General features: G+C 69.0%; 21 protein-coding genes. 9 read left to right on the top strand and 12 right to left on the bottom strand.

Features of this window, described 5'->3' with window-relative positions; all coding sequences use genetic code 11:
- The first annotated feature begins 57 nt into the window (after window positions 1–57).
- Complete coding sequence (locus ACJ8AT_RS39035; protein WP_407743078.1) at window positions 58–2,538, top strand: ELWxxDGT repeat protein; 2,481 nt, start codon at window positions 58–60, stop codon at window positions 2,536–2,538.
- Here ACJ8AT_RS39035 and ACJ8AT_RS39040 read toward each other — a convergent pair.
- The 3 genes from ACJ8AT_RS39040 to ACJ8AT_RS39050 form a co-directional block, all read right to left on the bottom strand.
- Window positions 2,525–3,343, bottom strand: a complete 819-nt coding sequence (locus ACJ8AT_RS39040) for a sulfite exporter TauE/SafE family protein (RefSeq protein ID WP_407743079.1) — start codon at window positions 3,341–3,343, stop codon at window positions 2,525–2,527. The genes ACJ8AT_RS39035 and ACJ8AT_RS39040 overlap by 14 nt on opposite strands.
- Window positions 3,340–3,942, bottom strand: a complete 603-nt coding sequence (locus ACJ8AT_RS39045) for a rhodanese-like domain-containing protein (RefSeq protein WP_407743080.1) — start codon at window positions 3,940–3,942, stop codon at window positions 3,340–3,342. The genes ACJ8AT_RS39040 and ACJ8AT_RS39045 overlap by 4 nt, the downstream gene beginning before the upstream one ends.
- A 73-nt stretch (window positions 3,943–4,015) precedes the next feature.
- Window positions 4,016–4,714: an MBL fold metallo-hydrolase gene (locus ACJ8AT_RS39050; RefSeq protein WP_407743081.1), complete on the bottom strand. Its 699-nt coding sequence runs from the start codon at window positions 4,712–4,714 to the stop codon at window positions 4,016–4,018.
- Between the two features lie 254 nt (window positions 4,715–4,968).
- On the opposite strand from ACJ8AT_RS39050, the gene ACJ8AT_RS39055 reads away from it, so the two are divergent.
- A complete protein-coding gene (locus ACJ8AT_RS39055; protein ID WP_407743082.1) occupies window positions 4,969–6,231 on the top strand; it encodes an FAD/NAD(P)-binding oxidoreductase in 1,263 nt (420 codons plus the stop codon).
- A gap of 10 nt (window positions 6,232–6,241) precedes the next feature.
- Here the strand turns inward: ACJ8AT_RS39055 and cysK are convergent, their stop codons facing one another.
- A complete protein-coding gene (gene cysK, locus ACJ8AT_RS39060) occupies window positions 6,242–7,153 on the bottom strand; it encodes a cysteine synthase A (protein ID WP_407743083.1) in 912 nt (303 codons plus the stop codon).
- 40 nt (window positions 7,154–7,193) lie between these two features.
- Window positions 7,194–8,039 carry a serine O-acetyltransferase EpsC gene (epsC, locus tag ACJ8AT_RS39065; protein ID WP_407743084.1) on the bottom strand — a complete coding sequence of 282 codons (846 nt, stop codon included), beginning with the start codon at window positions 8,037–8,039 and terminating at the stop codon, window positions 7,194–7,196.
- A gap of 138 nt (window positions 8,040–8,177) precedes the next feature.
- On the opposite strand from epsC, the gene ACJ8AT_RS39070 reads away from it, so the two are divergent.
- The gene (locus tag ACJ8AT_RS39070) at window positions 8,178–9,821 is read left to right on the top strand and encodes an AMP-binding protein (RefSeq protein WP_407743085.1); all 1,644 of its coding nucleotides are present in this window, start codon (window positions 8,178–8,180) and stop codon (window positions 9,819–9,821) included.
- Here the strand turns inward: ACJ8AT_RS39070 and ACJ8AT_RS39075 are convergent.
- From ACJ8AT_RS39075 to ACJ8AT_RS39085, 3 genes are all read right to left on the bottom strand, one after another.
- On the bottom strand, window positions 9,808–10,218 hold the full coding sequence (locus ACJ8AT_RS39075; protein WP_407743086.1) for a TfoX/Sxy family protein: 411 nt from the start codon (window positions 10,216–10,218) through the stop codon (window positions 9,808–9,810). The two genes, ACJ8AT_RS39070 and ACJ8AT_RS39075, sit on opposite strands and share 14 nt — an antisense overlap.
- Window positions 10,219–10,295: 77 nt before the next feature.
- Window positions 10,296–11,330 carry a serine/threonine-protein kinase gene (locus ACJ8AT_RS39080; RefSeq protein WP_407743087.1) on the bottom strand — a complete coding sequence of 345 codons (1,035 nt, stop codon included), beginning with the start codon at window positions 11,328–11,330 and terminating at the stop codon, window positions 10,296–10,298.
- 44 nt (window positions 11,331–11,374) lie between these two features.
- Window positions 11,375–12,520, bottom strand: a complete 1,146-nt coding sequence (locus ACJ8AT_RS39085) for a hypothetical protein (RefSeq protein WP_407743088.1) — start codon at window positions 12,518–12,520, stop codon at window positions 11,375–11,377.
- 326 nt (window positions 12,521–12,846) lie between these two features.
- Between ACJ8AT_RS39085 and ACJ8AT_RS39090 the strand changes: the two genes are divergently transcribed.
- Window positions 12,847–14,556, top strand: a complete 1,710-nt coding sequence (locus ACJ8AT_RS39090) for a lamin tail domain-containing protein (RefSeq protein WP_407743089.1) — start codon at window positions 12,847–12,849, stop codon at window positions 14,554–14,556.
- A 126-nt stretch (window positions 14,557–14,682) separates the two neighbouring features.
- On the opposite strand, the gene ACJ8AT_RS39095 is transcribed toward ACJ8AT_RS39090, so the two are convergent.
- Complete coding sequence (locus tag ACJ8AT_RS39095) at window positions 14,683–15,186, bottom strand: serine/threonine protein kinase (RefSeq protein ID WP_407743090.1); 504 nt, start codon at window positions 15,184–15,186, stop codon at window positions 14,683–14,685.
- Window positions 15,187–15,195: 9 nt separating this feature from the next.
- Window positions 15,196–16,125, bottom strand: a complete 930-nt coding sequence (locus ACJ8AT_RS39100) for a DUF2381 family protein (RefSeq protein ID WP_407743091.1) — start codon at window positions 16,123–16,125, stop codon at window positions 15,196–15,198.
- A gap of 188 nt (window positions 16,126–16,313) precedes the next feature.
- Here ACJ8AT_RS39100 and ACJ8AT_RS39105 point away from each other — a divergent pair, with 188 nt between their 5' ends.
- On the top strand, window positions 16,314–16,820 hold the full coding sequence (locus ACJ8AT_RS39105) for an ureidoglycolate lyase (RefSeq protein WP_407743092.1): 507 nt from the start codon (window positions 16,314–16,316) through the stop codon (window positions 16,818–16,820).
- A gap of 75 nt (window positions 16,821–16,895) precedes the next feature.
- Here the strand turns inward: ACJ8AT_RS39105 and ACJ8AT_RS39110 are convergent, their stop codons facing one another.
- Window positions 16,896–18,077, bottom strand: a complete 1,182-nt coding sequence (locus ACJ8AT_RS39110) for an OprO/OprP family phosphate-selective porin (RefSeq protein WP_407743093.1) — start codon at window positions 18,075–18,077, stop codon at window positions 16,896–16,898.
- A 543-nt stretch (window positions 18,078–18,620) separates the two neighbouring features.
- On the opposite strand from ACJ8AT_RS39110, the gene ACJ8AT_RS39115 reads away from it, so the two are divergent.
- Entirely contained in the window at window positions 18,621–20,819 is a 2,199-nt protein-coding gene (locus ACJ8AT_RS39115) for a dipeptidyl-peptidase 3 family protein (protein ID WP_407743094.1), read from the top strand.
- 33 nt (window positions 20,820–20,852) lie between these two features.
- On the opposite strand, the gene ACJ8AT_RS39120 is transcribed toward ACJ8AT_RS39115, so the two are convergent.
- Window positions 20,853–21,944: an AI-2E family transporter gene (locus ACJ8AT_RS39120; protein WP_407743095.1), complete on the bottom strand. Its 1,092-nt coding sequence runs from the start codon at window positions 21,942–21,944 to the stop codon at window positions 20,853–20,855.
- Window positions 21,945–22,060: 116 nt separating this feature from the next.
- Between ACJ8AT_RS39120 and ACJ8AT_RS39125 the strand changes: the two genes are divergently transcribed.
- The 3 genes from ACJ8AT_RS39125 to ACJ8AT_RS39135 form a co-directional block, all read left to right on the top strand.
- Window positions 22,061–22,474 (top strand): DoxX family protein, encoded by a 414-nt coding sequence (locus ACJ8AT_RS39125; protein WP_407743096.1) that lies wholly within the window; start codon window positions 22,061–22,063, stop codon window positions 22,472–22,474.
- 66 nt (window positions 22,475–22,540) lie between these two features.
- Window positions 22,541–23,992 (top strand): xanthine dehydrogenase small subunit, encoded by a 1,452-nt coding sequence (gene xdhA, locus ACJ8AT_RS39130; protein WP_407743097.1) that lies wholly within the window; start codon window positions 22,541–22,543, stop codon window positions 23,990–23,992.
- Between the two features lie 4 nt (window positions 23,993–23,996).
- Window positions 23,997–24,772, top strand: a 776-nt coding sequence (locus ACJ8AT_RS39135) for a molybdopterin cofactor-binding domain-containing protein (protein ID WP_407743098.1), incomplete at its 3' end; no start/stop codon positions are given.

Genomic DNA, 24,772 nt, shown 5'->3' on the forward strand with positions numbered 1-24,772 from the left:
GAGGGGGGGAGTGAGGTAGACAGGGGGTGGGGCTCAGTCCTGGAGAAGAGCGCAACCATGTGCCTCCACCGGCGCGCCGCACACCTGTTGTTCCTCCTGCCTGTGCTGGGGCTGCTCCTGCCCGCGCGGGGAGCCGCCGGCGGCACGGCGACGGTTCCAGGAGAGCCTTGCGTCACGCCCGTGCTGGTGCGGGACAGCGCGAGCGGCTCGCCCCTGCCAGCGCCCTCGCTGCTGGTGGATGTGGGGGGCACGCTCTTCTTCGCGGTGAGCGAGTCCTCCAACGGCCTGGCGCTGTGGAAGAGTGACGGGACGGCCTCGGGCGCCGTGCGAGTGAAGGGGCCTCCGGCCTGGGAGACGACCGCGGCGCTGGGGCACTTCACCGCCGTGGGCTCCCGGCTGTTCTTCACCGTCTCCACCTCGTCCAACTCGGTGGAGCTGTGGGTGAGCGATGGGACGGCCGCGGGCACCCTGCCGCTCAAGAGCTTCCCCAGCCAGGGGCTGGCGCTCGAGGCCGAGCTCATCGCCGTGGGCCCCACGCTGTTCTTCAGCGCGAGCGACGGGAGCTCGGGCTTCGAGCTGTGGAGGAGTGACGGGACGCCCGCGACCACCCGGCTGGTGCGGGACATTGTCGCCGGCGCCGGGAGCTCCTCTCCGTCCGGGCTGACGGCGATGAACGGGCAGGTGTTCTTCGCGGCGGATGACGGCTCCAGCGGCGCCGAGCTGTGGAAGAGCGATGGGACGGCGGCGGGCACCGTGCGGGTGAAGGACATCCGCCCCGGCGTCAACGGCAGCCTGCCGGGCTCGCTCAGGGTGATGGAGGGCGTGCTCTACTTCACCGCCACGGATGGGACGGACTTCAACGCGACGCTCTGGAAGAGCGATGGGACGGCGGCGGGCACGGGGCCCGTGGCGCCCATGGCCTTCGACGCCTCGCACGATGCGCCCCAGGAGCTGACCGTGGCGGGCCGCACGCTCTTCTTCCGGCTCCGGGACAATGTGTACGGCGCCGAGCTGTGGAAGAGCGATGGGACAGCGGCGGGCACGCAGCTCGTCAAGGACCTCCAGGCTGGCTTCTTCGACTCGGATCCCCAGCAGCTCACCGCCGTGGGAGACCGGGTGTTCTTCCTGGCCAATGACGGGCAGAGCGGGCTGGAGCCCTGGAAGAGCGATGGGACGGCGGCGGGGACGACGCTGGTGCGCGACTTCATCCCCGGCTCCAGCGGCCCGCTCAACCCGGTGCTGACGGCCGGGCCCGGGGGGCTGCTGGCGCAGATCAATGATGGCATCTCGGGCAGCGAGCTGTGGAAGAGCGATGGAGCGGGGACGGTCCAGCTGACGGACATCAACCCGCAGAGCGCCAGCTCGGAGCCGCGCTTGATGACCATCTCGGGGGGCAAGCTCTTCTTCGTGGCTACGCACCCGACGCTCGGCGACGAGCTGTTCGTCATCCCGCTCAACGAGGTGGACTGCTTCGCGCCCGTGATCACCTGCCCGAGCAACCAGGAGGTGGAGGCGATCAGCGCGCAGGGCGCCTTCTTCTCCCTGCCGCCCTCCAAGGTGTTCGATGACGCGGTGACGCCGCCCGCGATGAGCTTCAGCTGGCCGCCCGAGGGCCTGTTCCCCATGGGGGACACGGTGGTCTCCATCACGGCGCGGGACGCGGCGGGCAACAGTCAGGCGTGCACCTTCCACGTCAACGTGCAGGACAAGACGCCGCCGCTGCTGCTGTGCCCCAAGGCTGTGGTCCAGGAGGCCACGGGGCCGGCGGGGGCCCTGGCCAACTACTTCGTGGTGGCCAGCGACGCGGTGTCCCCGGACGTCACGCTGAACTACAACCACCGGTCCGGGGGCATCTTCCCGCTGGGCACGACGCTCGTGACCGTCACCGCGAGCGATGGGAAGAACTCCACCCCGTGCCAGTTCTCGCTCACCGTCCAGGACACGGTGGCGCCGCGCCTCACCTGCCCGCGAGACATGGTGTTCCCGGCCACGAGCGCGGAGCCTATTCCCCTCAACTACAGCTTGTCGGTGGAGGATGCCGTCACCCCGAACCCCGAGGTGATCACCGAGCATCCCCCCGGGAGCCTGTTCCCGGTGGGGGACACGGAGGTGAAGATCACGGCCAAGGATGCGGCGGGCAACAGCTCCACGTGCAGCTTCCAGGTAAGGAACGTGGACTCGGAGGCGCCGGTCATCACCTGCCCGGGGCCTCAGCAGGGGGTGGCCTCCAAGCCAGAGGGCGCGGTGGTGCACTTCCCCGAGGCGACCGCGACGGACAACCTGGACGCGACCACCGTGAGCTACAGCCAGGAGCCCGGCAGCACCTTCCCGGTGGGAGAGACGGTGGTCACCGCCACGGCGAAGGACGCGGGGCAGAACACGGCGAGCTGCACCTTCACCGTCACGGTGCTGGAGGGCGGCAGCAGCGCGGCGGGTGGCTGTCAGGCCGGAGCTTCCAGCGGGAGCCTGTGGTGGCTGGGGCTGGCCGTGCTGCCGCTGTGGGCTCGCCGGCGGGCGCGGAGGCTCACGGCTGGGTGAGGCTGCCAGCCAGGGCGACAGCTCGCAGGGAGGGCCCATGTAGGAGCGTGGCCAGCTCGCGCACGAGGATGAAGGCGCCGAGCGCCACGATGAAGCAGGCGAAGCCCTTGCGCAGCGCTTCGGGGGAGAGGCCGCGGCCCAGCCGGGCTCCCACGAGTGAGCCCACCACGGAGGCCACGGACATGCCTCCCGCCAGCGCCCAGTCCACGGGCGCACCGCCCAGCGTCGCGCTGAACACGCCCGAGGCGCAGTTGAGCGTGATGACCAGCAGCGAGGTGGCCACCGCGCTCGGCATGGGCAGCCCACCGAAGAGGGCCAGCGCGGGCACCACCATGAACCCGCCGCCCGCGCCTACCAACCCCGTCAACAGCCCCACGCCGAAGCCGTTGCGCAGCACCGCGAGCAGGCGCTGGACCGCGGGCTGCGTTGGCGCCGCTGCCGGAGCCGAGCGCTTGCGCAGCATGGCCAGGGCGGTGGCGAGCACCATGGCCGCGAAGGCGACGAGCAGCAGCGCCGGAGGGACGAACTTCCCCACGCGGCCCCCCATGGCCGCGCCCAGCATGCCCGCCCCGCCGAAGAGCAGGCCCACCCGCCACTCCACGCGCCTGGCCCGGGCGTGAAAGAGCGTGCCCATGGCGCTCGTCACCCCCACCACCACCAGGGAGGTGGCGATGGCGCCGCGCGCACTCATGCCGAGCACGTACACGAGGATGGGCACTGTCAGGATGGACCCGCCGCCGCCCAGCAACCCGAGCGAGACGCCCGCCAGCAGTGACAGCACGGCGCCCAGCAGGAGCGTCGTCATGAGGCCGGGCTCCTCCAGTCTTCCATCAGCGCCACCAACTCCCTCATCCGTCGCACGGTGTGCTCGATGGCCTCCGGGGACAGCCCGTCCGCCCGGGCTCGCGCGCCCAGCCGGTTGAGCGCTTGGAGGAGCGCGAAGCGATCCGGGGCGGGAAAGCCGGAGGGGACCTCGAAGAGGCTCTCGCAGGGCGGCGGAGTGCGCGGGCCATAGAGCTCGCGGACCGCGGCGCACAGGGCGTCGCGCGCCTGTCCTGGGCTCATGCGCAGGGTGATGGCCTGCCCTTCGACCTCGACGTCCGCCTCGAGCGCCGCCAGCATTCCCCCCTCCAGGTTGTAGAGCGAGGTGAAGCCCAGCTCGGCCAGGATTTGCGCCGCCTTCATGGAGCGTGCGCCCGAGCGGCAGATGAGCAGCAGCGGCTCGCCGCGAGGCCACACCGCCGCGGTGCCGGGAAGGGTGGCGAGCGGGATCAGCTCGGAGCGTGGCAGACGCCCGAGCGCTCCTTGGAACTCGGCGGGCTCGCGGACATCGATGCGGCGCACCGAGGGGGGCAGGGTGCCCAGCGCTCGGGGGTGAACGGAGTGGATGGAAGCGGCGTGCATGAGGACCTCCCGGGCTCCGCTCCCGTGGAGCGGGCCGGTTCCAGGTAGACGGTGGAAGGGGGCTCGCTGGGGCTCAGTGCTGGGACAGCTCGGCGGGCAGGCCGCAGGCGCGGTTGGCGGACACCGCGAGCTCGAGATTCCTCGGAGGCGGCAGGTGCAGCCCCGACATGAGCTGGATGAAGGCGGCGCGATCCTTGCCGGCCAGGCGCGGATTGAAGCGCTTCTCCTCGCCGAGGGTCGTCATCATGCGGCCCTGGTAGTCGTGGGCGGGGTACACCCGCGTCTCGTCCGGAAGCAGGAAGAGCACCCGGGTGATGGAGTCGTAGAGCTGCCCCGCGTCCCCGTTCTGGAAGTCGGTCCGCCCCGTGCCGCGCACCAGGAGCGCGTCGCCGGTGAAGAGGCAGTCGCCCACCAGGTAGCTCAAGCTGTCATCCGTGTGCCCCGGCGTCGCGAGCACCCAGAAGGCCAGTCCGCCCACCCGCACCTGCTCTCCGTGCCGCACGTGGACATTCACGCAGGAGGCCCCCTTCATGCTGGCCACCACCTGGCAGCCCGTCCGCTCGCGCAGCAGGCCCGCGCCCGTCACATGGTCCGCATGCACGTGCGTCTCCAGGACGTGGGTCAGCGTCAGCCCCAGCTCCTTCACCAGCGTGAGATCCCGGTCGACCTGCTCCAGGACGGGATCAATGAGAGCGGCCTCGCCGAAGATGGGGTCTGCCACCAGGTAGGTGTACGTCGAGGTCTCAGGGTCCAACAGCTGACGGAAGAGCATGGGGTCTTGCCTCCTGCCGCGGGCTCAGTGCCAGCCGCGTGCCAGGGTGCCCAAGCTCGGCGCCGAGGGGGAGACGCTCCAGGTGGAAGTGACACGCCCCCGTTGCTGGAACGTTTCGTGAAACGTTTCAACGTTTCTTGCCAGGGCGTCCGTGGCTCACCCCAGGGCATGGCCCCGGGGAGTCCCTTGGCACGCGCCATGCTCCAGCGAAGGGGTCGAGGACGAACCCGCACGGCTTCGGAGTTGGAGCTCCCATGACGACCGTAGAGACTGCTCTGGTTCCCGCCGCGCCGCTGGTCGTGGTGCGAGCGCGCGAACACTTCCGCGTCCTCCTGATTGGAGGCGGCACGGCGGGCATCACCGTGGCGGCCCGGCTGCGGCGCCAGGGGGTGACGGACATGGCCATCATCGAGCCCTCCCGCAAGCACTACTACCAGCCGCTCTGGACGCTGGTGGGCGCGGGGGCGGCGCGGGCGGAGGACAGCGTGCGCGAGGAGGCGGACTTCATCCCCAAGGGCACCCGCTGGATCCAGGAGCGCGCGGAGGAGGTGGACCCGGTGGCCCGCGAGGTGCGTACCTCCTCGGGGCTGCGGGTGAGCTACGACTACCTGGTCGTCGCGCCGGGCATCCAGCTCGACTGGGATAAGGTGCGCGGGCTGCGCGAGGCGCTGAAGACGCCTCATGTCTCCAGCAACTACGACTTCGAGCTGGCGCCGAAGACGTGGAGGATGATCCAGGACTTCCGGGGTGGCACCGCGCTCTTCACGCACCCGAGCACTCCGGTGAAGTGCGCCGGGGCTCCGCAGAAGATCATGTACCTGGCGGCCGACTACCTGCGGCGCACGGGGAAGCGGGAGCGCTCGAAGATCATCTTCGGCTCGGGCGGCAAGGCCCTCTTCGGGGTGCAGCCGTTCGCCCAGGTGCTGCAGGGCGTGGTGGAGCGCTACGGCATCGACACCCGCTTCCAGCACAACCTGGTGGAGGTGCGCGGGCCGCAGCGCGAGGCCCTCTTCGAGGTGCCTCGGGAGGACGGAGGCAAGGCCCAGGCCGTTATCCCCTATGACATCCTCCACGTGACGCCGCCGCAGAGCGCGCCGGACTTCATCCAGCGCGGGCCGCTGGCCTGGCAGGAGGGTCCGAACAAGGGCTGGGTGAAGGCGGACAAGTTCACGCTCCAGCACCCAGACTACCCGGAGGTGTTCGCGCTCGGGGATGCGTCGGATCTGCCCACCTCGCGCACGGGCGCCGCCATCCGCAAGCAGGCGCCGGTGCTGGTGGAGAACCTGCTGGCGGTGATGGCGGGCCGCGAGCCCCAGGCGCGCTATGACGGCTACGCCTCGTGCCCGCTCACCACCGGGTACGGCAAGCTGCTGCTGGCCGAGTTCGACTACGAGGGGAAGCCCACTCCGAGCTTCCCGCTCATCAACACCTTCCAGGAGCGGCGCGACATGTGGCTGATGAAGAAGTACGGCCTGCCGCGGCTCTACTGGGGGCTCATGCTGCGCGGGCGCGCGTGAGGCGCCCCGCTCAGAACAGGTTCTCGATGGAGAGGTAGCGCTCGCCCGTGTCGTAGCAGAAGGTGAGCACCCGGCTGCCGTCGGGGATCTCCGAGAGCTTGCGGTTCACCGCCGCCAGCGCCGCGCCCGAGGAGATGCCCACGAAGATGCCCTCCTCCTTGGCGGCGCGGCGGGCGAAGTCGAACGCCTCCTCCTCGGGGATGGCGATGGCCCCGTCAATGGCCGCCGTGTGCAGGTTCTTCGGGATGAAGCCCGCGCCCAGGCCCTGGATGGGGTGCGGCCCCGGTGCGCCGCCGCCGATCACCGGCGACTTGGACGGCTCCACCGCGTACACCTTCAGCTTGGGCCACACCTTCTTCAGCTCCTCGCCGCACGCGGTGATGTGGCCGCCGGTGCCCACGCCCGTGATGATGTAATCGAGCCCCTCGGGGAAGTCCGCGAGGATCTCCTTCACCGTGGTGCGCTTGTGCACGGTGATGTTGGCCTCGTTCTCGAACTGCTGCGGCATCCACGCGCCCGGCGTCTGCGCCACCAGCTCCTGCGCGCGCGCGATGGCGCCCTTCATGCCCCCGGCGCGCGGCGTCAGCTCGAGCTGGGCCCCGTACGCCGCCATCAGTCGGCGCCGCTCCAGGCTCATGGACTCGGGCATGACGAGGATCAGCTTGTAGCCCTTCACCGCCGCCACCATGGCCAGGCCAATGCCCGTGTTGCCCGAGGTGGGCTCGATGATGACGCTGTCCTTCTTGAGGATGCCCCGCTGCTCGGCGTCTTCAATCATCGACAGGCCGATGCGGTCCTTGATGCTGCCGCCCGGGTTGGCGCGCTCCAGCTTCATGTACACCTCGACGCGCGAGGGGAAGAGCCGGTTGATGCGGACGTGGGGCGTGTTGCCGATGGTCTGGAGGATGTTGGCTGCCTTCATGGGGTGGGCCTCGCGGGGTAGGTGACTGCGCAGGGGTTATTTAAATGTGGAACTCGATCTCGCCGAGATCCGCGTCGTTGTTGCGGTGGCGGACCTCGGTGCGGCGGGTGACGATGGACTGGGGTGGCACGCTCTGGGTGAGCCAGGCGTTGCCGGCGATGACGGTGCCTCGGCCCACCACGGTGTCTCCGCCGAGGATGGTGGCGTTGGCGTACACCACCACGTCATTCTCCAGCGTGGGGTGGCGCTTCTTGTCGGACAGGTTCTTCTGCACCACCAGCGCGCCCAGCGTCACGCCCTGGTAGATCTTCACCCCGTCGCCGATCACCGTCGTCTCGCCAATCACCACGCCAGTGCCGTGATCAATCACGAAGCGCCGGCCGATGGTGGCGCCCGGGTGGATGTCCACGCCGGTGCGCTGGTGGGCGAACTCGGTGAGCAGCCGCGGCAACAGCGGCATGCCCAGGGTGTACAGGGCGTGGGCCACTCGGAAGATGGCGATGGCGTAGAAGCCCGGGTAGGTGAGGATCACCTCGTCCACGCTGCGCGCGGCGGGATCCGCCTCGTGGATGGCCTCGGCGTCCTGCCGCAGACAGGTGTAGATGTCCGGCAACTGCTCCATGAAGCGCTGGGGGATGGTGGAGTCCATCTCCGGGTAGAGGGGCTCCAGCAGCGATTGCAGCCGGACGAGGTGGGCCTCCACCGCCATCACGTCTCGCTGGATGGCGGCCGCGTTGCGCTCGAGCTGGCTGGCGAAGTGGGGGAAGAGCAGCCCCAGCACGTGCTGGACGAACTCGGGCGCCGCGCTGCGGATCTCCGTGGGGAAGCACTGCCGCTGGCGGCTTTCCAGCAGGACCGCGAGCAACTTGTCGTGAGGGGCAACCATGGGGGAGCGGACCTTAACCCAAGGACAGTGGAAGTGGCGGAGGTTTTTCCACTATAACGGACGAACCTCCGCTCTGCTTTGCTCACCCGGGTCCGGAGGTGCCTTGCGAGCGCTCGTGGCTCGTGGGGAGGATCCGCCATGTCCTCCGTCCTTTCGTATGTCCACGGCACCAGCGGCACCCCGCTCCTGGGAGACACCATCGGCGAGAACCTGCGCCGCACCGTCGAGCGCTACAGCGGCCAGGAGGCGCTGGTGGTGCTGTCGCAGGGCTTCCGGGCCACGTACCGGCAGCTCTGGGAGCTGACGACGCAGGCAGCGCTCGGGCTGCTGGCGCTGGGCGTGGGGAAGGGAGACCGGGTGGGCATCTGGTCTCCCAACCGCTTCGAGTGGGTGGTGGCCCAGTACGCCACGGCGCGGCTGGGAGCGATCCTGGTCAACATCAACCCCGCGTACAAGACGGCGGAGCTGGAGTACGTGCTGCGCCAGTCCGGCGCGAGCGTGCTGCTGCTGGCGCGAGCCTTCCGGCAGTCCGACTACCGGAAGATGGTGGAGGAGGTCCGCCCCCGCTGCCCGGAGCTGCGGCAGGCGCTGGTGCTGGAGGAGGACTGGGAGAGGCTGCTCGCCCAGGCGTCAAAGGCGAGCGAGCGCGAGCTGGCCGAGCGCGAGGCCTCGCTCCAGTTCGATGATCCGATCAACATCCAGTACACGTCCGGCACCACGGGCTTTCCCAAGGGCGCCACGCTGTCGCACCACAACGTGCTCAACAACGGCTTCTTCATCGGGGAGACGCTGCGCTACGGCCCGGCGGATCGGGTGTGCATCCCCGTGCCCTTCTACCACTGCTTCGGGATGGTGATTGGCAACCTGGCGTGCACCAGCCATGGCGCGTGCATGGTGGTGCCGGGCGAGGCGTTCGAGCCGCTCTCGGTGCTCCAGGCAGTGCAGGCCGAGCGCTGCACCTCGCTCTACGGCGTGCCCACCATGTTCATCGCGGAGCTGGATCACCCCCGGTTCGGGGAGTTCAACCTGTCCACGCTGCGCACCGGCGTCATGGCTGGCTCGCCGTGCCCGGTGGAGGTGATGAAGCAGGTGCAGTCGCGGATGAACATGCGCGAGGTGACGATCTGCTACGGCATGACGGAGACCTCGCCGGTGTCCACCCAGAGCTGGCTGGAGGATCCGCTGGAGCGGCGGGTGTCCACGGTGGGCCGCGTGCACCCGCATATCGAGGTGAAGATCGTCAGCCCGGAGACGGGCGCGGTGGTGGCTCGGGGGGAGCCGGGCGAGCTGTGCACGCGCGGCTACAGCGTGATGCTGGGGTACTGGAACAACCCCGAGGCCACCCAGAGCGCCATCGACGCCGCCGGGTGGATGCACACGGGGGATCTGGCCACCATGGATGCGGAGGGCTACGTGAAGATCGTCGGCCGCATCAAGGACATGATCATCCGCGGCGGCGAGAACATCTACCCGCGCGAGGTGGAGGAGTTCCTCCACACCCACCCGGGTGTGAGCGAGGCCCAGGTCATCGGCGTGCCGAGCGAGAAGTACGGCGAGGAGGTCATGGCGTGGGTGAAGGCCAGGCCGGGCGTGGCGCTCACCGAGGCGGAGCTGGTGGCCTTCTGCTCCGGGAAGATCGCCACCTTCAAGATTCCTCGCTACTGGAAGTTCGTGGAGGAGTTCCCCCTCACCGTGACGGGCAAGGTGCAGAAGTTCCGGATGCGAGAGGTGTCCGTGAGCGAGCTGGGGCTCCAGTCCGCCGCCGCCATCAAGACCGCTTGAGCGAGCGGGGGGCGCCTGCCTTCTTCTTCGCGGCGGCCTTCTTTGCGCGAGGCGCCTTCTTCGCCGCCGCGCGCTGGGCTGCCTCCACCGCGCGCCGGGCCCACGGCAGCAGGGCATGGGCGTCGTCGCTGGCGTCCGTGGGGGGCGTCCAGTAGGGCATGCGGGTGGCGCCCTTGCCCTTGCCGCTGTCGTAGGACCAGCGCTCGCAGCCCGCCGCCTCGAACAGCGGGTGCGTGAGCTCATCCGCCTTCAGGTAGAAGCGGCCATCGACGATGACCCCGAACATCAACCCGCTCGAATAGAAGCCCCACCCGCCGAACATCGAGCGCGCCTGCACCGGCCCGAGCGGCTCCAGCAACTCCAGGGTGTACTCCACCAGGCTGTCCATCTTCGGCATGTGCCAGTCCTCCACGGCTGAGAAGGCCCGCACCATAGCCCTACCGGGCGGGTAGGGAAGCTCCCTCGTGATGGTGCTTACGCCACTTCGAGCCGCGGCGCCGCGGTGCGCGTGGGTCCGGCCTGGGACGTGGCGGGAAGCACCAGCGGCCATAGCTCCTGGAGGGCGGTCCGCAGCGCCGAGGCGCTCGGGTAGCGCGCCTCGGGCGCCTTGGCGAGCAGCTTGAGGACGATCCGCTCGAAGGGCTCGGGCAGCTGTGGGTTCAGGGTGCGCGGGGGCGCGGGCTGCTGCTGCACGTGCTGGAACATCAGCGCCATCGGCTGGGTGTGACGGAAGGGGAGCTGGCCGGTGAGCAACTCGTAGGCCACCACTCCCAGGGCGTACAGGTCCGTGGCGGGGCAGACGGGCTCACCTACGGCCTGCTCCGGGGCCATGTACTCGGGCGTGCCGAAGACCGCGCCTTGCGTCGTCAGGCCTGCCACGTGCGCGCTCTTGGCGAGCCCGAAGTCCACCAGCTTGAGCACGCCCGTGTGGGTGATGAAGAGGTTGCCGGACTTCACGTCCCGGTGGAGCACGCCGCGCCCATGCGCGTGCTCCAGCGCGCACACCGCGTGGGTGAGCCAGCGCAGGGACTCGGCGAGCGTGGGGCGCCGCGCCAGCAGCACGTGCCGCAGATCCATCCCCTGCAGCAGCTCCGAGATGAGGAAGTGCCGCTCACCATCCGTCCCTACCTCGCGCAGGCGCAGGATGTTGGGGTGCTCGAGCACTTGCGTGTGCTTCAGCTCCTGGCGGAAGCGGGCCACGAGCGCCAACTCATGGCTGGAGGCTGTCAGCAGCTTGAGGGCCACGGACGTGCCCACCTTGAGGTCCGTGGCGGCGTACACCGCCGCGCTTCCGCCAGCGCCCAGCCATCGCTCCACGCGGTAGCGGCTCGCCAGCACCTGCCCTGGTACCAGGCCGCGCACGGCCGGGGGCGGCTCGGGAGGAACGGGCGTCACCGCGCCCTGGAGCAGGGTGCCGGAAGGCGTGCGAGCGAAGGAGGGGCGCGGCCAGGTCTCCTCGCCACCCAGGTAGCTCACTGCCGAGTTGTCATCCGTGGCCTTCACAGGCATCTCCGTGGGGACGTCATGTCTTGAAGCCGGGGGAGTGGCACGCGTCAGCCATTGAGCGGCGAGAGCCGGCCGTGCCCTGCGTCTCCCTCGATGTCCACGTGGGGCGTGGGCAGGTTGTACTCGGCGGCGGCGCTGGTGGCCTCGACCAGGATGGGGCCGGCGATCTCCGGCGGCTCGCCCTGGCACAGCAGCGCCACCACGTGCTCCAGGGTCCACTTGCCCATCCGGTTCACCTTCAGGCTCTTGCCATCGAAGGCGGCCGTGTCCGCCAGCTCCGAGCTGCTGGAGAGCTTGCTCTCCACGGAGGTGCCCAGGTAGCCGCGCGCCAGGGTCAGCACCCGGTCCACCACCGAGTTCCACGCCTGCAGGTGCGTGCGGTCCTGGGCCTCGTCCATGATGTCCAGCCCCACCTGCAGCCGCTCCATGCGCTCCAGGAACTGCTGGACGAGCGCCCCGCGCACGATGCGCCCGTGCTGGGGAGCGATGAGCTCCACGGCCGGCTGGAGCTGGCGGATGGCGGCCACCGCGCGCGCCAGCGCCGCGTTCACCGGCATGTAGATCTGATGGAAGGCGCGGATGCCCTTCCAGTCGGACTCCTCGGCCCACAGGCCCTGGGCGTGCGCGTCGGTGAGCCCGCCGAACAGATCGCCGGAGAAGAGCACCCGGGTCTCCGGATCATAGAGCATCACCGCGCCGCGGAAGTGGCAGAAGGGCGAGGGCACCGGCAGCAGCGTGTGCCCGGTGGGCACGTTGAGCCCCCGGGCGAACTTCTCGGTGGCGATGAAGCGGTTGCGCGGCAGGTTGAAGTGGACGATGAGCCGCCAGGTGTCCTCCGAGCAGACGATGCCCGCGCGCGGCGAGTAGCGTGCGGAGATGATGGCCGCTGACGAGCCCACGTCCGGATCCTGGTGGTTGATGAAGAGGGCGGACAGGCGATCCATTCCGCCGATCAGCGACACCACCTTGGTGTGGATGGTGGAGAAGTCACTGCTCGAGCCGGGATCGATCAGGAGGTTGAACTCGTTCTGCCGCTGCGTCTTGGGATCCATGCCGCGGAAGCGGCGCAGGAACGGGTTGGCGAAGAAGATGCTGCCGGGCTCGCGCTTTCCGACCCAGAAGGTCTCGGGAGCAATCTCGACAGGAACCAGACGCAGATCAGGACTCGGATGGACGGGCGGGGGCGGGCTCATAGAGGGGGGACGGGGGGTTTGCTCCTGGACACAGCAATGGCGATGCCAGCCGGCACCTTCCCGAAAGGTCCCATCCAACCCGCAAGGCTTGCGCGAAGCGTTCCCGGACGGACAAGGCCGTGAAAATCCTGCGCCGCCTCAGGCGGGCGGGGTCCTGGGTGACCTCACCCCCGTGCGTCACGAATTCACCAGAGCGGCACGCAACGTCAAGTCGGACCGTGGTGATAAAGAAGAGCGGTGGAGTAGGAATTCCCCCTCCACCCGGAGAAAGCTGTTCTCCGTGCACCCCCCCATCGCTCCGGTTCCGGGGCAGGACTCAATCCATCGTGAGAATCACTGAACCCTCGTCGAGGCACACGCTCCTGGACCGCCGATTTCTGGCGGCCCTGCTCTCACTGACCCTGGTGGCCTGTGGCGGTACGGAGGTGGACCGGGCGGACACGGACACCCTGTCGGCCCAGCAGGCTGTGAGCGTGCCGATGCGGCTGATGGCCGCCAACATCACCAGCGGCAACCTGCAGAGCTATGACCCGGGAGAGGGCATCCGCATCTTCCAGGGCACCCACCCGGACGTGGTGATGCTCCAGGAGTTCAACTACGGGGACAACTCGGCCACCGCCATCCGCGGCTTCGTCAACACGGCCTTTGGCACCAGCTTCTCGTACTACCGGGCGGCGGGCACGACGTACCAGATCCCCAACGGCGTCATCAGCCGCTGGCCCATCCTCGCCGCGGGAGATTGGACGGACACCCAGGTGTCCAACCGCGCCTTCACGTGGGCGCGCATCGACGTGCCGGGCCCCAAGGATCTCTGGGTGGTGAGCGTGCACCTGCTGACCAGCAGCAGCAGCGTGCGCAACACGGAGGCCACCAACCTGGTCAACCTCATCAAGGCCAACGTGCCGGTAGGGGACTTCCTGGCCATCGGCGGTGACTTCAACACCGACACCCGCACCGAGGCGTGCCTCACCACCTTCTCCTCGGTGGCCTCCGAGAGCAGCCCCTACCCGGCGGACCGCAACGGCAACGACAACACCAACGCGACCCGAGCCAAGCCGTACGATCACGTGATCGTGGACGGCGATCTGAGCGCGTACAAGACGGCCACGGTGATTGGCGCGAGCAGCTTCTCGGGGGGCCTGGTGGCGGACACGCGCGTGTACTCGCCCCTCTCGGAGATCTCCCCGGCGCTGAGCACCGACAGCGGCGCCACCAACATGCAGCACATGGGCATCATCAAGGACTTCCTCATCCCCGGGGACACCACCAGCGCGAGCGTCACGGTGAGCTCGCCCAACGGCGGCGAGAGCTGGGCGGGGGGCAGCAGCCACAGCATCACCTGGACGTCCTCGGGCGTGACGAACGTGAAGGTGGAGTACACGCTGGATGGCAGCACCTGGACGGTCATTACCTCGAGCACGGCGGCGTCCACGGGCAGCTACGCGTGGACGGTGCCCAGCAGCGCCACCACCGCCGCGAAGGTGCGGGTGAGTGACGCGTCCAACTCCGCCGTCACCGACACGAGCAACGCGGCGTTCACCATCACCACCTCGGGCGGTGGCGGCTCGGGCGGCGTGTTCATCAACGAGGTGATGATCAACGAGCCGGGCTCGGACGTGAACGGCGAGTTCGTGGAGCTGGTGAACTCGGGCAGCACGGCGGTGGATCTGTCCGGGTGGACGATCTCCGACGGGACGGCGGTGCGCCACACCTTCGCCAGCGGTACGAGCCTGGCGGCGGGCAAGGCCATCGTGGTCTTCGGCGGGGCCTCGGCCATCCCGGTGGGGCTGACCAACGCGGTGGCCGCGTCCACGGGGATGCTCAACCTGGCCAACGCCGGAGACAGCGTGACGGTGAAGAGCTCGGCGGGGACGACGGTGGACAGCGCCACGTTCAGCTCGACGCTCGGCGGGACCGATGGCGTGTCGGCCAACCGGAGCCCGGACGCCACCAGCGGCGCGAGCTTCGTGCTGCACACCTCCGTGTCGAGCCTCACGTCTTCGCCGGGCAAGCGCGCCAACGGGACCGCCTTCTGACGGTCTGTTGCTCCTGAGTGAAGTGTGAGTGCCGAGGACGCCCGGGGCGGGCAGTGGCCCCGGGCGTTCTTGTCTTCACGAGCGGTTGCTCCAACTCACAGGGCTCTCTTCAACTGCTGGTAGATCTCACCGGAACTCATCGACGACGTAGACCCCTGCCACGGAGAATTCGAGGATCGCTGTCCCCGGCTTGGAGTCAGGGCGCTTCTTGAGTTGGCCCTTCGCGAGCCGGGCTACCGCGCAGATAGGCACCCTGTTTCCCCCGGGGGGCTGGGCTGCGTAGTAGCGAATGACGACCTGGGGGCCACCGGTCCAAACCCGGCCGTACAGCCGCGTTGGCGGTTCGAGAGGACCTAGATTTTCATCCAGCATGCTCTCAACCGGCCCTTCATAGAGAGTGACGGGAGTGGTGTCGGTCTGGTTCACATCGAGTGTCACAAGGCCGCCGTCACCTACAGAGATCTGGAGATACCGCATCGCCTTGAGGGCTTCCTCGGGGCACTCCTCGTGGCCGGGGGTCCCGTCTGGACGAAGGGCTACCCGCCCAGTTCCGGTGGCCGGGCAGCCAACGGACGTCATAAGCAGGAGGGCGCCGCACAGGCACAACGGGGTGCGCTTGATGATCCGCATGTCGGGCTCTTACTCGCGGGCGAGCGACGGGTCCAACTTCACGAAGACCTGCACGATCCCGTCGTCGCGAATGAGCTGAAGCGCCAAGGTTTCGAGCCCGGACTCCGAGACAAACGCGCTCCTATCCGCGACAACGGCCACCGCACCGGTAGCACCGGGAGCAATTGACCGGGGCGTCATTCGCACGGCGCAGTTGAGCTTCTTCGTCTCGGGCAACCAGAAGCCATCCGCTGACGTCAATCGCGCCTCATCCAGGTTCCAAGCACGGGTGCCGTGATTCTCGATCCTCACAACGACGGCCACTTTCCCCTTGCCGGAATAGACGGTGGCAACGGCTTCGGAGTCCAAGTACTCCGTGTCTTTGAAGACATAGGTCCGCCAACGCCGGAAAAGCGTCTGCTGGGCAGAGCCTGTCGCGAGGAGTGCGGCCAGAGCATGATCCGGTGAGTTCTCCTCTCGTGCGTAACGCTCGTTCTCTTCCCGGTAGCCCTGCTCCCTCTTCAGTGCGTTGTCCAAGTCCGCCCGGAGGTACTTCATGGTTTCCGGGTCCCAAAACAGGTTCACCTGATGGTCCACGGTCGCCTTGTCCGCCGTGACGGTGAACGGGACCTGCGTTCCGTCCACCAACGTGACCACGAGCGGCAGGCGGTCCTCTGGAGTCAGATCATAGAGCGGCACCAGCACCACCACCTTACCGGCCACCGCGAGGGGCTCAAAGCGACCCTCCCAACCCTCCATCTTCGTGCGCGCCAGGTCGACGTCCTTCTCGAAGTGCAGAACGGTGGCGACTTCTCCCGCGACGTACACGAGGCGAGCAAGCCGGTCTGGCCGCCAGGGAAAGGTGACATTCCGGATCTGAGGCTCTCGGTCCCCGGCACTGGCGGCAAAAGCCACGAGCACAGCAAGCAGTATGAGGCGGGAACATGGGAAGTCGCGCATAACGCTCCTAACCTAGCAGGAAGGGCGGCAGGCGCACAACCTCAGAGGGTGGCATTGGGCGGCTTTGGAGACGATCTTCAGGAAGCGCGGCGTAGCGGAAGAGACACGCGATCTTTGCAGCCACGGGCTTTGGGGGGCTCACTGTGTCGTATGCTGCGCCCGGATCTACTGCTGTAGGAGTATCGAGCATGCGCGAAGCACTTCGGGCGCAGCCCCTCACGAAAGAGGCGTTCGCACCGTTCGGTGATGTCATCGGGCTGGACCTGGGAGGCGGGACCAGCGCCAACCAGGGCACGGCCACCCGCTACGATTACATCGCCCAGCTCGCCAGCACCCGGCCCGAGGCGAAGCCGAACCTCGCGGTGTTCCGCTCGGTGGCCAAGGCGCTGCCCTTCGAGGTGCGCCTGGTCGAGCGCCACCCGTGCTCCACTCAGATGTTCGTGCCCATGGCGTGCCGGCGCTTCCTGGTCGTCGTGTGCCCGAGCGACGCCCGCGGCGAGCCGGAGCTCTCCCAGCTGCGCGCGTTCGTGTGCGGCCCGGGGCAGGGCGTGAACTACCGCGCGGGCGTCTGGCACCACCCCATCATCGCGCTCGATGGGCCGGCGGAGTTCCTCATGCTGGCGTGGGAGGACGGCACCGCGCTCGACTGCGAGGAGCGCCCCCTCTCAACGCCCCTGCGGGTGACCAGCGATTGATATGTGGCGCGACCGCTCTCCGAGGGGCTGCCACCCTCGCACGCTCGAGGGTGGCAGCCCGGGATTCGGCGCGCGTTACCAGCTCACCTGGAAGCGGGACAGGAGCAGGTTCTCGGGGATGCGATTGCCGTCGTCGGCGGCTCCTCCCTCGAACGTGGTGCGATCGAAGTTGAGGGCGATGCGGACGTTGGTGTTGAGGTACCAGTTGGCGGCGATGCCCCAGCTCTTCGCCTCACGTGCGGACTTCGCCGGATCCGCATAGGTGGGGAAGGTGTTGGGATCGACGCGCAGATCCGAGTACCGGGCATCGAGCTCGACGGCTCCCCAGGCTCCCTCGGAAGGATTCACCGGGTGGGTGGGGCGGACTCCCTCGTAGGAGGCATCCCCCCCGAACAGCACGTAGGCGGCGGTGGCCTGCCAGGACTGGTGCCGCAGCCGGGCCCGCTCCGTCCCGCGCCTCACCTCTTGAGCGGAGGAGACGTATTCGGCGAGCAGCCCCACGGGCCCCCAGAACCAGGTCCCCTGAGGCGAGAGCCGGAGGTTCTCGCCACTGGCGAACACCGTATCCGCCGCCGTGGTGCTCGTCAGGTAGCTGAAGAAGGCTTGCTGGGAGGTGGCTCGGTAGGAGGCGAGTGCCGGGGCGGCGGTGGTCCCCAGCCGTCTGCCATGGCTCGCGGCGAAGCCCAGCCCGAGCCCCTGGAGCGGATGCAACGAGGTGCGTCGCAGCGGGTACGTGTAGACGCGCCCGGCGAGATCAAAGCTGTTGTCGGAGTTGGCGTCGGCGCTGCCTCCGTCGGGGACGCCGTTGAAGGCGCCCAGGGCGTAGGTGAGCGTGCCTTCCAGCAGCTCTCCGTGGAGCTGCAGCCCGATGTCGCGGTTGGGGACCAGATTGGTGGGCAGGGCCCGCTCGATGAAGAGGGTGTTGGTGGCGGACTGCAAGCGCTCGAGCCCGACGGGCGGCTTGAACTTGCCCACGCGCAGCCGCAGCGCACGCCAGGGGTGGATGTCCAGGTACGCATCCTGCACGGTGGCCGTGCCTCCGCCGAAGTCCGTGAGGAGGCGGAAGTCGAAGGCCCCGAAGAGGGTTCCCTCGAGCAACGGCCGGGCGCGGCGGAGCTGGAAGGTGCTGGTGCCGGGCCGATCGGTGTCGCTCAGGAAGAAGCGGCCATCCGCCTGGAGATAGCCGCGGAGCTTGATCTGGAAGGACTTGTCCTCGGAGGACAGCGAGAAGCCCTCCGAGGAGGCGCGGGCGATCACCCCGGAAGAGGAAGCCGAGGGTGCCGGTGCTGGCGCGGGCTCCCCTTGGGCCCAGGCTCCTCCGGCGGACAACAGCCAGAGACCCAAGGCTGCGCGCTTGAACCAGGAACTGCGGCGTACTTCGGTAGGAATGCGGCGTCTCACGAAGACCTCTTCTCGTCGGGTGGGGAAGTCACGCCTCCTGGGGGAAGTGCCCGGCCAGGAAGCGACCGCGAGGTGTCAGGTGAGATCAGGGTCCAGAGACTCGAAAGCCCACCTCTCCTCGCGGATGGTGGGCTCTGCAGAGTCAGCTCGGTCGTCCAGTGTCAGGCGACCGGCGCACGTGCGCCCACCGGGAGTGCCTGACAGCAACACATGGCGAAGGCGGTGGAGTGCATGAGCGTGCCTCACGGTGCCTGGGGGCTCGCTCGCTGTCAAGGGAGCAGCGGCCCGCGCCTCGACGGTCCACCGCGGAGGACCGCGAGGCCCTCTGTGTGGCCTCAAACTGGAACCCGAGGAGGACGGATGCTAACTGCGAAGGTCCGTCCTTCCTTGGGAGCCTGCATGTACCTCCTCCTCCTGGTCTCCGTGCTCTCCGCTGCGCCGCCGGCCAAACCTGCCGAGCCCGCGAAGCCCGCCGAGCCCTCGAAGACGAGCACCCCGGCGGGGGCCACCCAGTTCCTCAAGGCGCGCACGGGAAACCAGGCCATCGCGCAGATCTTCGCGCCGGGGATCTCCGGGCTGTCCGCCGAGGACAAGCGCGTCGCGTGGTACATGACGCTGGCGGCCCATGCGGGCGAGGACATTGCCTACGATCAGCTCGGCTGGAAGCTGGTGGATGCGAAGCGGCTGCTGGAGGGCGTCTACCTCTTCGGCCAGGAGGGCGCGGGGGGCCCAGGCCTGTTCGACAAGCGGCTCACCGCGTACCTCACGCGCTTCTATGGGCAGATGGGCAACCACGATCAGATCACGGGCCAGAAGTTCGTCCCCGAGTTCACCGCGGGCGAGCTGGAGGCCGCCGCCGTCCGGGCCTTCCGCGCGGGGGCTCCCTTCAGCGTGAAGGACGAGCTCGCCCTGCATACCTGGGTCAGCGGGCTGAAGCCGACGCTCTTCGATGCGTCCTTCGAGCCCTCGCTCACCTCCAAGTCGCCGCCGCCGGGGCAGGATCTGCTCACCGCCTCGTCCAACACCGCCTACGGGCCCGGCGTGACGTTGAAGGATCTGGAGCACTTCCAGGAGAAGAACCCGCTCAACTCGCGCGTGGTGAAGGAGGACGGGAAGCTGGTGGAGCAGGTGTTCCGCGCCGGGGATGGCAAGAAGATCCCCCCGGGGCTCTACGCCGAGCCGCTGTCGCGCGTGAACGCCGCGCTCACCGAGGCGATGAAGTCCGCCAACCCGAAGCAGAAGCCGGTGCTGGCCAAGCTCATCCACTACTTCGAGACGGGCAACCCCAAGGACTGGGAGGCCTACAACATCGCCTGGCTGAAGGTGGACGCGGTGGTGGATGGCAACCTGGGCTTCATCGAGACGTACGTGGATGCGCGCGGGCAGAAGGGCCAGTGGGAGGCGCTCATCAACTACCGCAACGCCGCGGAGAACAAGATCATGGAGCTGCTGGCCCAGCGCGCCCAGTACTTCGAGGATCGGCTGCCCTGGCCGGATGTGTACAAGCGCAAGAAGGTGGCGCTGCCGGTGGCCAAGGCGGTGGACCTGGTCGCCACCAACCCGAATCCGCCCGCGGGCATCAACCTGCCCAACGAGCAGAACATCCGCGAGAAGTACGGCAGCACCAGCATCCTGGTCGCCAACGTGATGGACGCGGCGTCGGCGCTGCGGCGGCTGCCGCTGGCGCTCGAGTTCTCCCGCACGCCCGACGAGCGCGCCCAGGCCGAGAAGTACTCCGTCACCGCGCGCAAGTGGCTGGTCGCCTTCCACGAGGTGCTGGGCCACGCCTCGGGGCAGGTGGACAAGAAGAAGCTGGGCAAGAACCCGCCCGAGTTCTACCTCAAGGAGTACGACAACACGCTGGAGGAGGCCCGCGCGGATCTCGTGGCGCTCTGGCATGCGTTTGATCCGGCGCTGGTGGAGCTGTCTCCGGAGGCGCTGAAGATCGCCCAGCAGATGTACCGGGACTTCCTGGTGGAGGGGCTCACGGATCTGTCGCGCGTGGAGAAGGGCGACGAGATTGAGGAGGACCACCAGCGCGGCCACCACATGACGGTGAACTTCCTGATGGAGAAGGGCGCGGTGAAGCAGGTGACGCAGGATGGGCGCGCCTACTGGGTGGTGGAGGACTACGACAAGATGCGCGAGGCGGTGGGCGAGCTGCTCACCCGGCTGATGGTCATCAAGGCCACCGGCGACTACGAGGGCATCCGCGAGCTGGTGACGCAGAAGGGCATCAAGTTCGATCCGAAGCTGCGCGACGAGGTGGCCCAGCGCGTGAAGGCCGCGGATGTGCCGTCCGTGCTCTTCATCAACGCGTCGCGCCTGGTGCCCGTGGTGGACGCGGAGGGGCAGGTGACGGACCTGAAGGTGGACCCGGCGCAGGGCTTCATCGAGCAGAACCTGGAGCGCAGCGTGCTCGGGAAGCTGTCTCCCGCCGAGGCCACGAAGACGGCCGCGCGCCTGGCCAGCTCACCCGATGCCTTGAAGGAGGCCTTCAAGATGCTGGGGCGCACGGCCCCCGCCGCCGCGGCACCCGCGACGAAGCCCGCCCCCGCCAAGCGCGGCGCGCTCAAGAAAGCGGGCGCGGCCCACTGAGGCCCAAGGCTTCCGGTCCGTCCCACTCCCGGCTCAGACGGGCGGGGTAGGCGGATCCGCGGGCCGGGGGGAGGGCCGGCCGTAGTCGCGCTCGTAGATGCGGATGAGCGCCAGGAAGAACGAGACGATCAGCGGGCCGAGCAGCAGGCCCACCGTCCCGAAGACGGCCAGGCCTCCCAGCAGCGCGAAGAAGACGATGGCCCCGTGCATGTCCAGGCCTCGCTTCACGAGCAGCGGCTTGACGATGTTGTCCACCAGGCCCACCACCAGCACGCCCCAGACGGCCAGGAACAGGGCCATCCACTGGTGGCCGGTGAGCAGCAGCAGCCCCGCGGCGGCGAAGCACACCACGGCCGCGCCCACGGCGGGCACGAGCGCCAGGAAGAACGTCACCGCGGCGAAGAAGAAGGGCACCGGCACCCGGGCGATGAGGTAGCCCACGAGCGCGGCCACCGCCTGCACTCCCGCCGTGGCCACCGAGGACACCAGCACGGAGGTGGCCACGAGGCGGAACTCGCGGAGGATCTCCTCGGCCTGCCCGCGCTTGAGGGGTGACACGCTCTCGAGCCACAGCACCAGCTTCCGGCCCTCCACCAGGAAGAAGTAGAAGGCGATCAGCATCATCACCGTCTGGAAGGCGAGCGAGCCGGTGGCCGCCACCGCCCCGGTGACGGCCTTGGCGGCGGTGCCTCCCTGCGAGCTGACCTGCTCCTGGATCTTCTCGTCCAGCTGCACCTCCTGCACCTGGAGCCGGTCCATCACCGTGTCGGCGAGCTTGCGCACCGGCTGGGGCAGGCGCTCCTTGAGCCCCTCCACGCCCTCCGTGCGCAGCGTCTCCCGGATGAAGCGCACGCCGTCGGCGGCCTCGCTGATGAGGAAGGCGGTGAAGCCGGTGAGCGGCAGCAGCAGGGCGATGATGACGCCGAAGCAGATCACCCCCGCGGAGAGGTTGGCCCGTCCGCGAAAGGCGCGGGTGAGCTTCTTGTGCAGCCCATAGAGCGCCCCGGCGAGCACCGCCGCCAGGAAGAAGCCCTTGGCGAACGGCTGGACGATGATCGCCAGCAGGACGATGGAGAGCAGGATGAGGCCTGCGAAGACGCGCCGGGCGACGATGTCCGAAGCCATAGGGGGACGACATTAGGGGCCCTTTCCCCAGGCGAAAGGGGAGAGCGCCGCAAACGGTGACTTCCTTACGGTGACGAGAGGCTTGGGAATGGACGCGAGCCGGGTAGAGTCAGGCCATGCCGCCGCTCGACTCGCCCCGGTTCCACCTGTGGATGCTGCAGGTCCTGCCTGTCGCCTACCTGGCCATCACCTTCCTCCAGTCCGGCCTGGATAAAGTGTTCGACTGGAAGGGCAACCTGAGCTGGCAGACCCAGCTCTTCTCCAAGGTGCCGGTGCTCCGAGGGCTGGGGAAGCCCCTGCTGCTCACACTCACCGTGATGGAGGTGGTGGCCGGGGCCCTGTGCGCCGTGGGAGTCCTCCTGCTGGTGGCCACCGGGAGCTCCCAGGTGGCCTGCGCGGGCAGCATGCTGGCGGGGGTGACGTTCCTGTCGCTCGTGTTCGGCCAGCGCGTGGCCAAGGACTACGCGGGGGCGGCGGGCATTGCCCCCTACTTCCTGGTCAGTCTGGCGGCGATCTACTTCACCCGGTAGTGAGGAGGCAGCCGCCTCCGGGGTAGACTGCGCCGCACCCGCCGCTCCGGGGCGGCCAGGAGACACATGGATCGGCTGCGCTTCTATCTCAACGACCGGCTCGTGGAGGAGTCGGGGCTCTCTCCCACCACCACGGTGCTGCGCTACCTGCGCGAGCGCGCCCACCTGACGGGCACCAAGGAAGGGTGCGCGGAGGGAGACTGCGGCGCCTGCACGGTGGCGGTGCTGGAGGAGGACGGCAAGGGCGGGCAGGCGCTGCGGGCCATCAACTCGTGCCTGCTGCTGCTGCCCATGGTGCAGGGCAAGCGCGTCTACACCGTGGAGGCCCTCAAGGAGCGCGGCGAGTACCACACGGTGCAGAAGGTGCTCGCCACCGAGCTGGGCTCGCAGTGCGGCTACTGCACGCCGGGGGTGGCCATGGCGCTGCTGGAGGCCTGTCACCGCAAGGACTTCGACGAGCCCTGGAAGCTGGACGCGCAGATGTGCGGCAACCTCTGCCGCTGCACCGGCTACCGCCCCATCCGCGAGGCCGCCGCCCGAGTGGCGGGCCTGGAGCCGAAGGATCGCTTCGCTCGCGCCCTGGCGGAGACGAAGCCCGAGTCCATGGAGCTGGCCTACTCGGCGGGGGCGCAGCGCTTCTTCACCCCCGCGACGCTGGAGACGCTGTGGGACGTGCTGGATGCGCACCCGGAGGCGCGCTTCGTGGTGGGCGGGACGGATCTGTCGCTGGAGGTGACGAAGCGCTACGCCGAGCCGCCGCTGCTCGTGTCCCTGGAGGCGCTGCCCGAGCTGCGGGCGCTGGAGCCGCGCCTGGGCGGACACCGTGTGGGCGCCACGGTGCGGCTCACGGAGCTGGAGGACTACTCACGCAAGGCCAGCCCGGCGCTGGAGCGGATGATCCGTTACTTTGGCGCTCGGCAGATCAAGAACCGCGCGACGGTGGGCGGCAACCTGTGCACGGCCTCTCCGATTGGAGACCTGGCGCCGGTGTTCATCGCCCTGGGCGCCGAGGCGGTGCTGCTCTCGCGCGCGGGCGAGCGGAGGATGCCGCTGGAGGAGTTCTTCGTGGACTACCGCCGCACGGCGCTGAAGCGCGGGGAGCTCCTCGCCTTCGTGGATGTGCCGGCGCAGCCCTCGGGGGCGCGGACCATCGCGTACAAGGTTTCCAAGCGCCGCGAGCTGGACATCAGCTCCGTGTCCGCGGGCTTCCGGGTGGTGGTGGACGGGGCGGGGCGAGTCACCGAGGCGCGGCTGGCGTACGGGGGCATGGGTGCCCGGCCGGCCCGTGCGCGGCGCACCGAGGAGGGGCTCGTGGGGCAGCCCTGGACGGAGGCGAGCGTGGAGGCGGTGCTCGCCCGGCTCGATGAGGATTTCACTCCGAGAACGGATCATCGTGGCTCGGCCTGGTACCGGGGGCAGGTAGCAAAGAACCTGCTCCGGGGGTTCTTCCAGGAGACGCTCAGCGAGTCCGCCCCTCGGCTCCAGGAGCACCACGCCGCCACGGTCCAGGTGAGGTGATGTGATGGTCGCCATACCCTCTGAAGTTGCCCCGAAGCCCTCCGAGTCCCAGAGCCCCCTGCACGCCCCCGCCCTGCACGAGAGCGGGCTGAAGCACACCAGCGGCGAGGCCCTCTACGTGGACGATCTGCCCGCGCCGCCGGGCATGCTGACGGGGTGGGTGATCGCCTCGCCCCACGCTCATGCACGAGTGGTGCGCCGGGATGCCACGCGCGCCCTGGCGCTGCCGGGGGTGCATGCGGTGCTCTTTGCCCAGGACATTCCTGGCCACAACGACATCTGCCCCGTGAAGGGCGTGAATGACGAGCCGTTGCTGGCGACGGACGCGGTGCACTGCGTGGGGCAGTCCGTGGCGCTGGTGCTGGCCGAGAGCGCGGCGCTGTGCCGGCAGGCCGCCGCGTTGGTGACGGTGGAGTACGAGGTGCTGCCCGCCTGCCTCACCCTCCGTGAGGCCCTGGAGAAGGGCGCCTTCCTGCCGCACCCGAGCAACCACCCCGCGCCGCACGTCATCCGCCGGGGCGAGCCGGAGGCGGCGCTCCTCTCCGCGCCGGTGCGCATCCAGGGCGAGTGCATGACGGGAGCGCAGGACCACTTCTACCTGGAGACGCAGGTGTCGCTGGCGGTGCCGGAGGAGGGCGGAGCGGTGCGCCTGTGGTCCTCCACGCAGCACCCCTCGGAGGTGCAGGAGAAGGTGGCGGACGTGCTGGGCGTGGGGCGGCACCAGGTGACGGTGGAGGTGCCGCGCATGGGCGGCGGCTTCGGCGGCAAGGAGACGCAGGC

It is taken from the genome of Hyalangium sp. (genome assembly GCF_045802625.1).
Taxonomy (GTDB): Bacteria; Myxococcota; Myxococcia; order Myxococcales; family Myxococcaceae; genus Hyalangium.

What these genes read in the sequence shown, in the direction of transcription:
- xdhA (WP_407743097.1), top strand. Translation starts at nt 22,541, where the DNA reads ATGGATCGGCTGCGCTTCTATCTCAACGACCGGCTCGTGGAGGAGTCG.
- ACJ8AT_RS39040 (WP_407743079.1), bottom strand. Translation starts at nt 3,343, where the DNA reads ATGACGACGCTCCTGCTGGGCGCCGTGCTGTCACTGCTGGCGGGCGTC.
- cysK (WP_407743083.1), bottom strand. Translation starts at nt 7,153, where the DNA reads ATGAAGGCAGCCAACATCCTCCAGACCATCGGCAACACGCCCCACGTC.
- ACJ8AT_RS39120 (WP_407743095.1), bottom strand. Translation starts at nt 21,944, where the DNA reads ATGGCTTCGGACATCGTCGCCCGGCGCGTCTTCGCAGGCCTCATCCTG.
- ACJ8AT_RS39085 (WP_407743088.1), bottom strand. Translation starts at nt 12,520, where the DNA reads ATGAGCCCGCCCCCGCCCGTCCATCCGAGTCCTGATCTGCGTCTGGTT.
- ACJ8AT_RS39095 (WP_407743090.1), bottom strand. Translation starts at nt 15,186, where the DNA reads ATGCGGATCATCAAGCGCACCCCGTTGTGCCTGTGCGGCGCCCTCCTG.
- ACJ8AT_RS39035 (WP_407743078.1), top strand. Translation starts at nt 58, where the DNA reads ATGTGCCTCCACCGGCGCGCCGCACACCTGTTGTTCCTCCTGCCTGTG.
- ACJ8AT_RS39075 (WP_407743086.1), bottom strand. Translation starts at nt 10,218, where the DNA reads ATGCCGAAGATGGACAGCCTGGTGGAGTACACCCTGGAGTTGCTGGAG.
- ACJ8AT_RS39080 (WP_407743087.1), bottom strand. Translation starts at nt 11,330, where the DNA reads ATGCCTGTGAAGGCCACGGATGACAACTCGGCAGTGAGCTACCTGGGT.
- epsC (WP_407743084.1), bottom strand. Translation starts at nt 8,039, where the DNA reads ATGGTTGCCCCTCACGACAAGTTGCTCGCGGTCCTGCTGGAAAGCCGC.
- ACJ8AT_RS39125 (WP_407743096.1), top strand. Translation starts at nt 22,061, where the DNA reads ATGCCGCCGCTCGACTCGCCCCGGTTCCACCTGTGGATGCTGCAGGTC.
- ACJ8AT_RS39045 (WP_407743080.1), bottom strand. Translation starts at nt 3,942, where the DNA reads ATGCACGCCGCTTCCATCCACTCCGTTCACCCCCGAGCGCTGGGCACC.
- ACJ8AT_RS39070 (WP_407743085.1), top strand. Translation starts at nt 8,178, where the DNA reads ATGTCCTCCGTCCTTTCGTATGTCCACGGCACCAGCGGCACCCCGCTC.
- ACJ8AT_RS39055 (WP_407743082.1), top strand. Translation starts at nt 4,969, where the DNA reads ATGACGACCGTAGAGACTGCTCTGGTTCCCGCCGCGCCGCTGGTCGTG.
- ACJ8AT_RS39115 (WP_407743094.1), top strand. Translation starts at nt 18,621, where the DNA reads ATGTACCTCCTCCTCCTGGTCTCCGTGCTCTCCGCTGCGCCGCCGGCC.
- ACJ8AT_RS39050 (WP_407743081.1), bottom strand. Translation starts at nt 4,714, where the DNA reads ATGCTCTTCCGTCAGCTGTTGGACCCTGAGACCTCGACGTACACCTAC.
- ACJ8AT_RS39100 (WP_407743091.1), bottom strand. Translation starts at nt 16,125, where the DNA reads ATGCGCGACTTCCCATGTTCCCGCCTCATACTGCTTGCTGTGCTCGTG.
- ACJ8AT_RS39105 (WP_407743092.1), top strand. Translation starts at nt 16,314, where the DNA reads ATGCGCGAAGCACTTCGGGCGCAGCCCCTCACGAAAGAGGCGTTCGCA.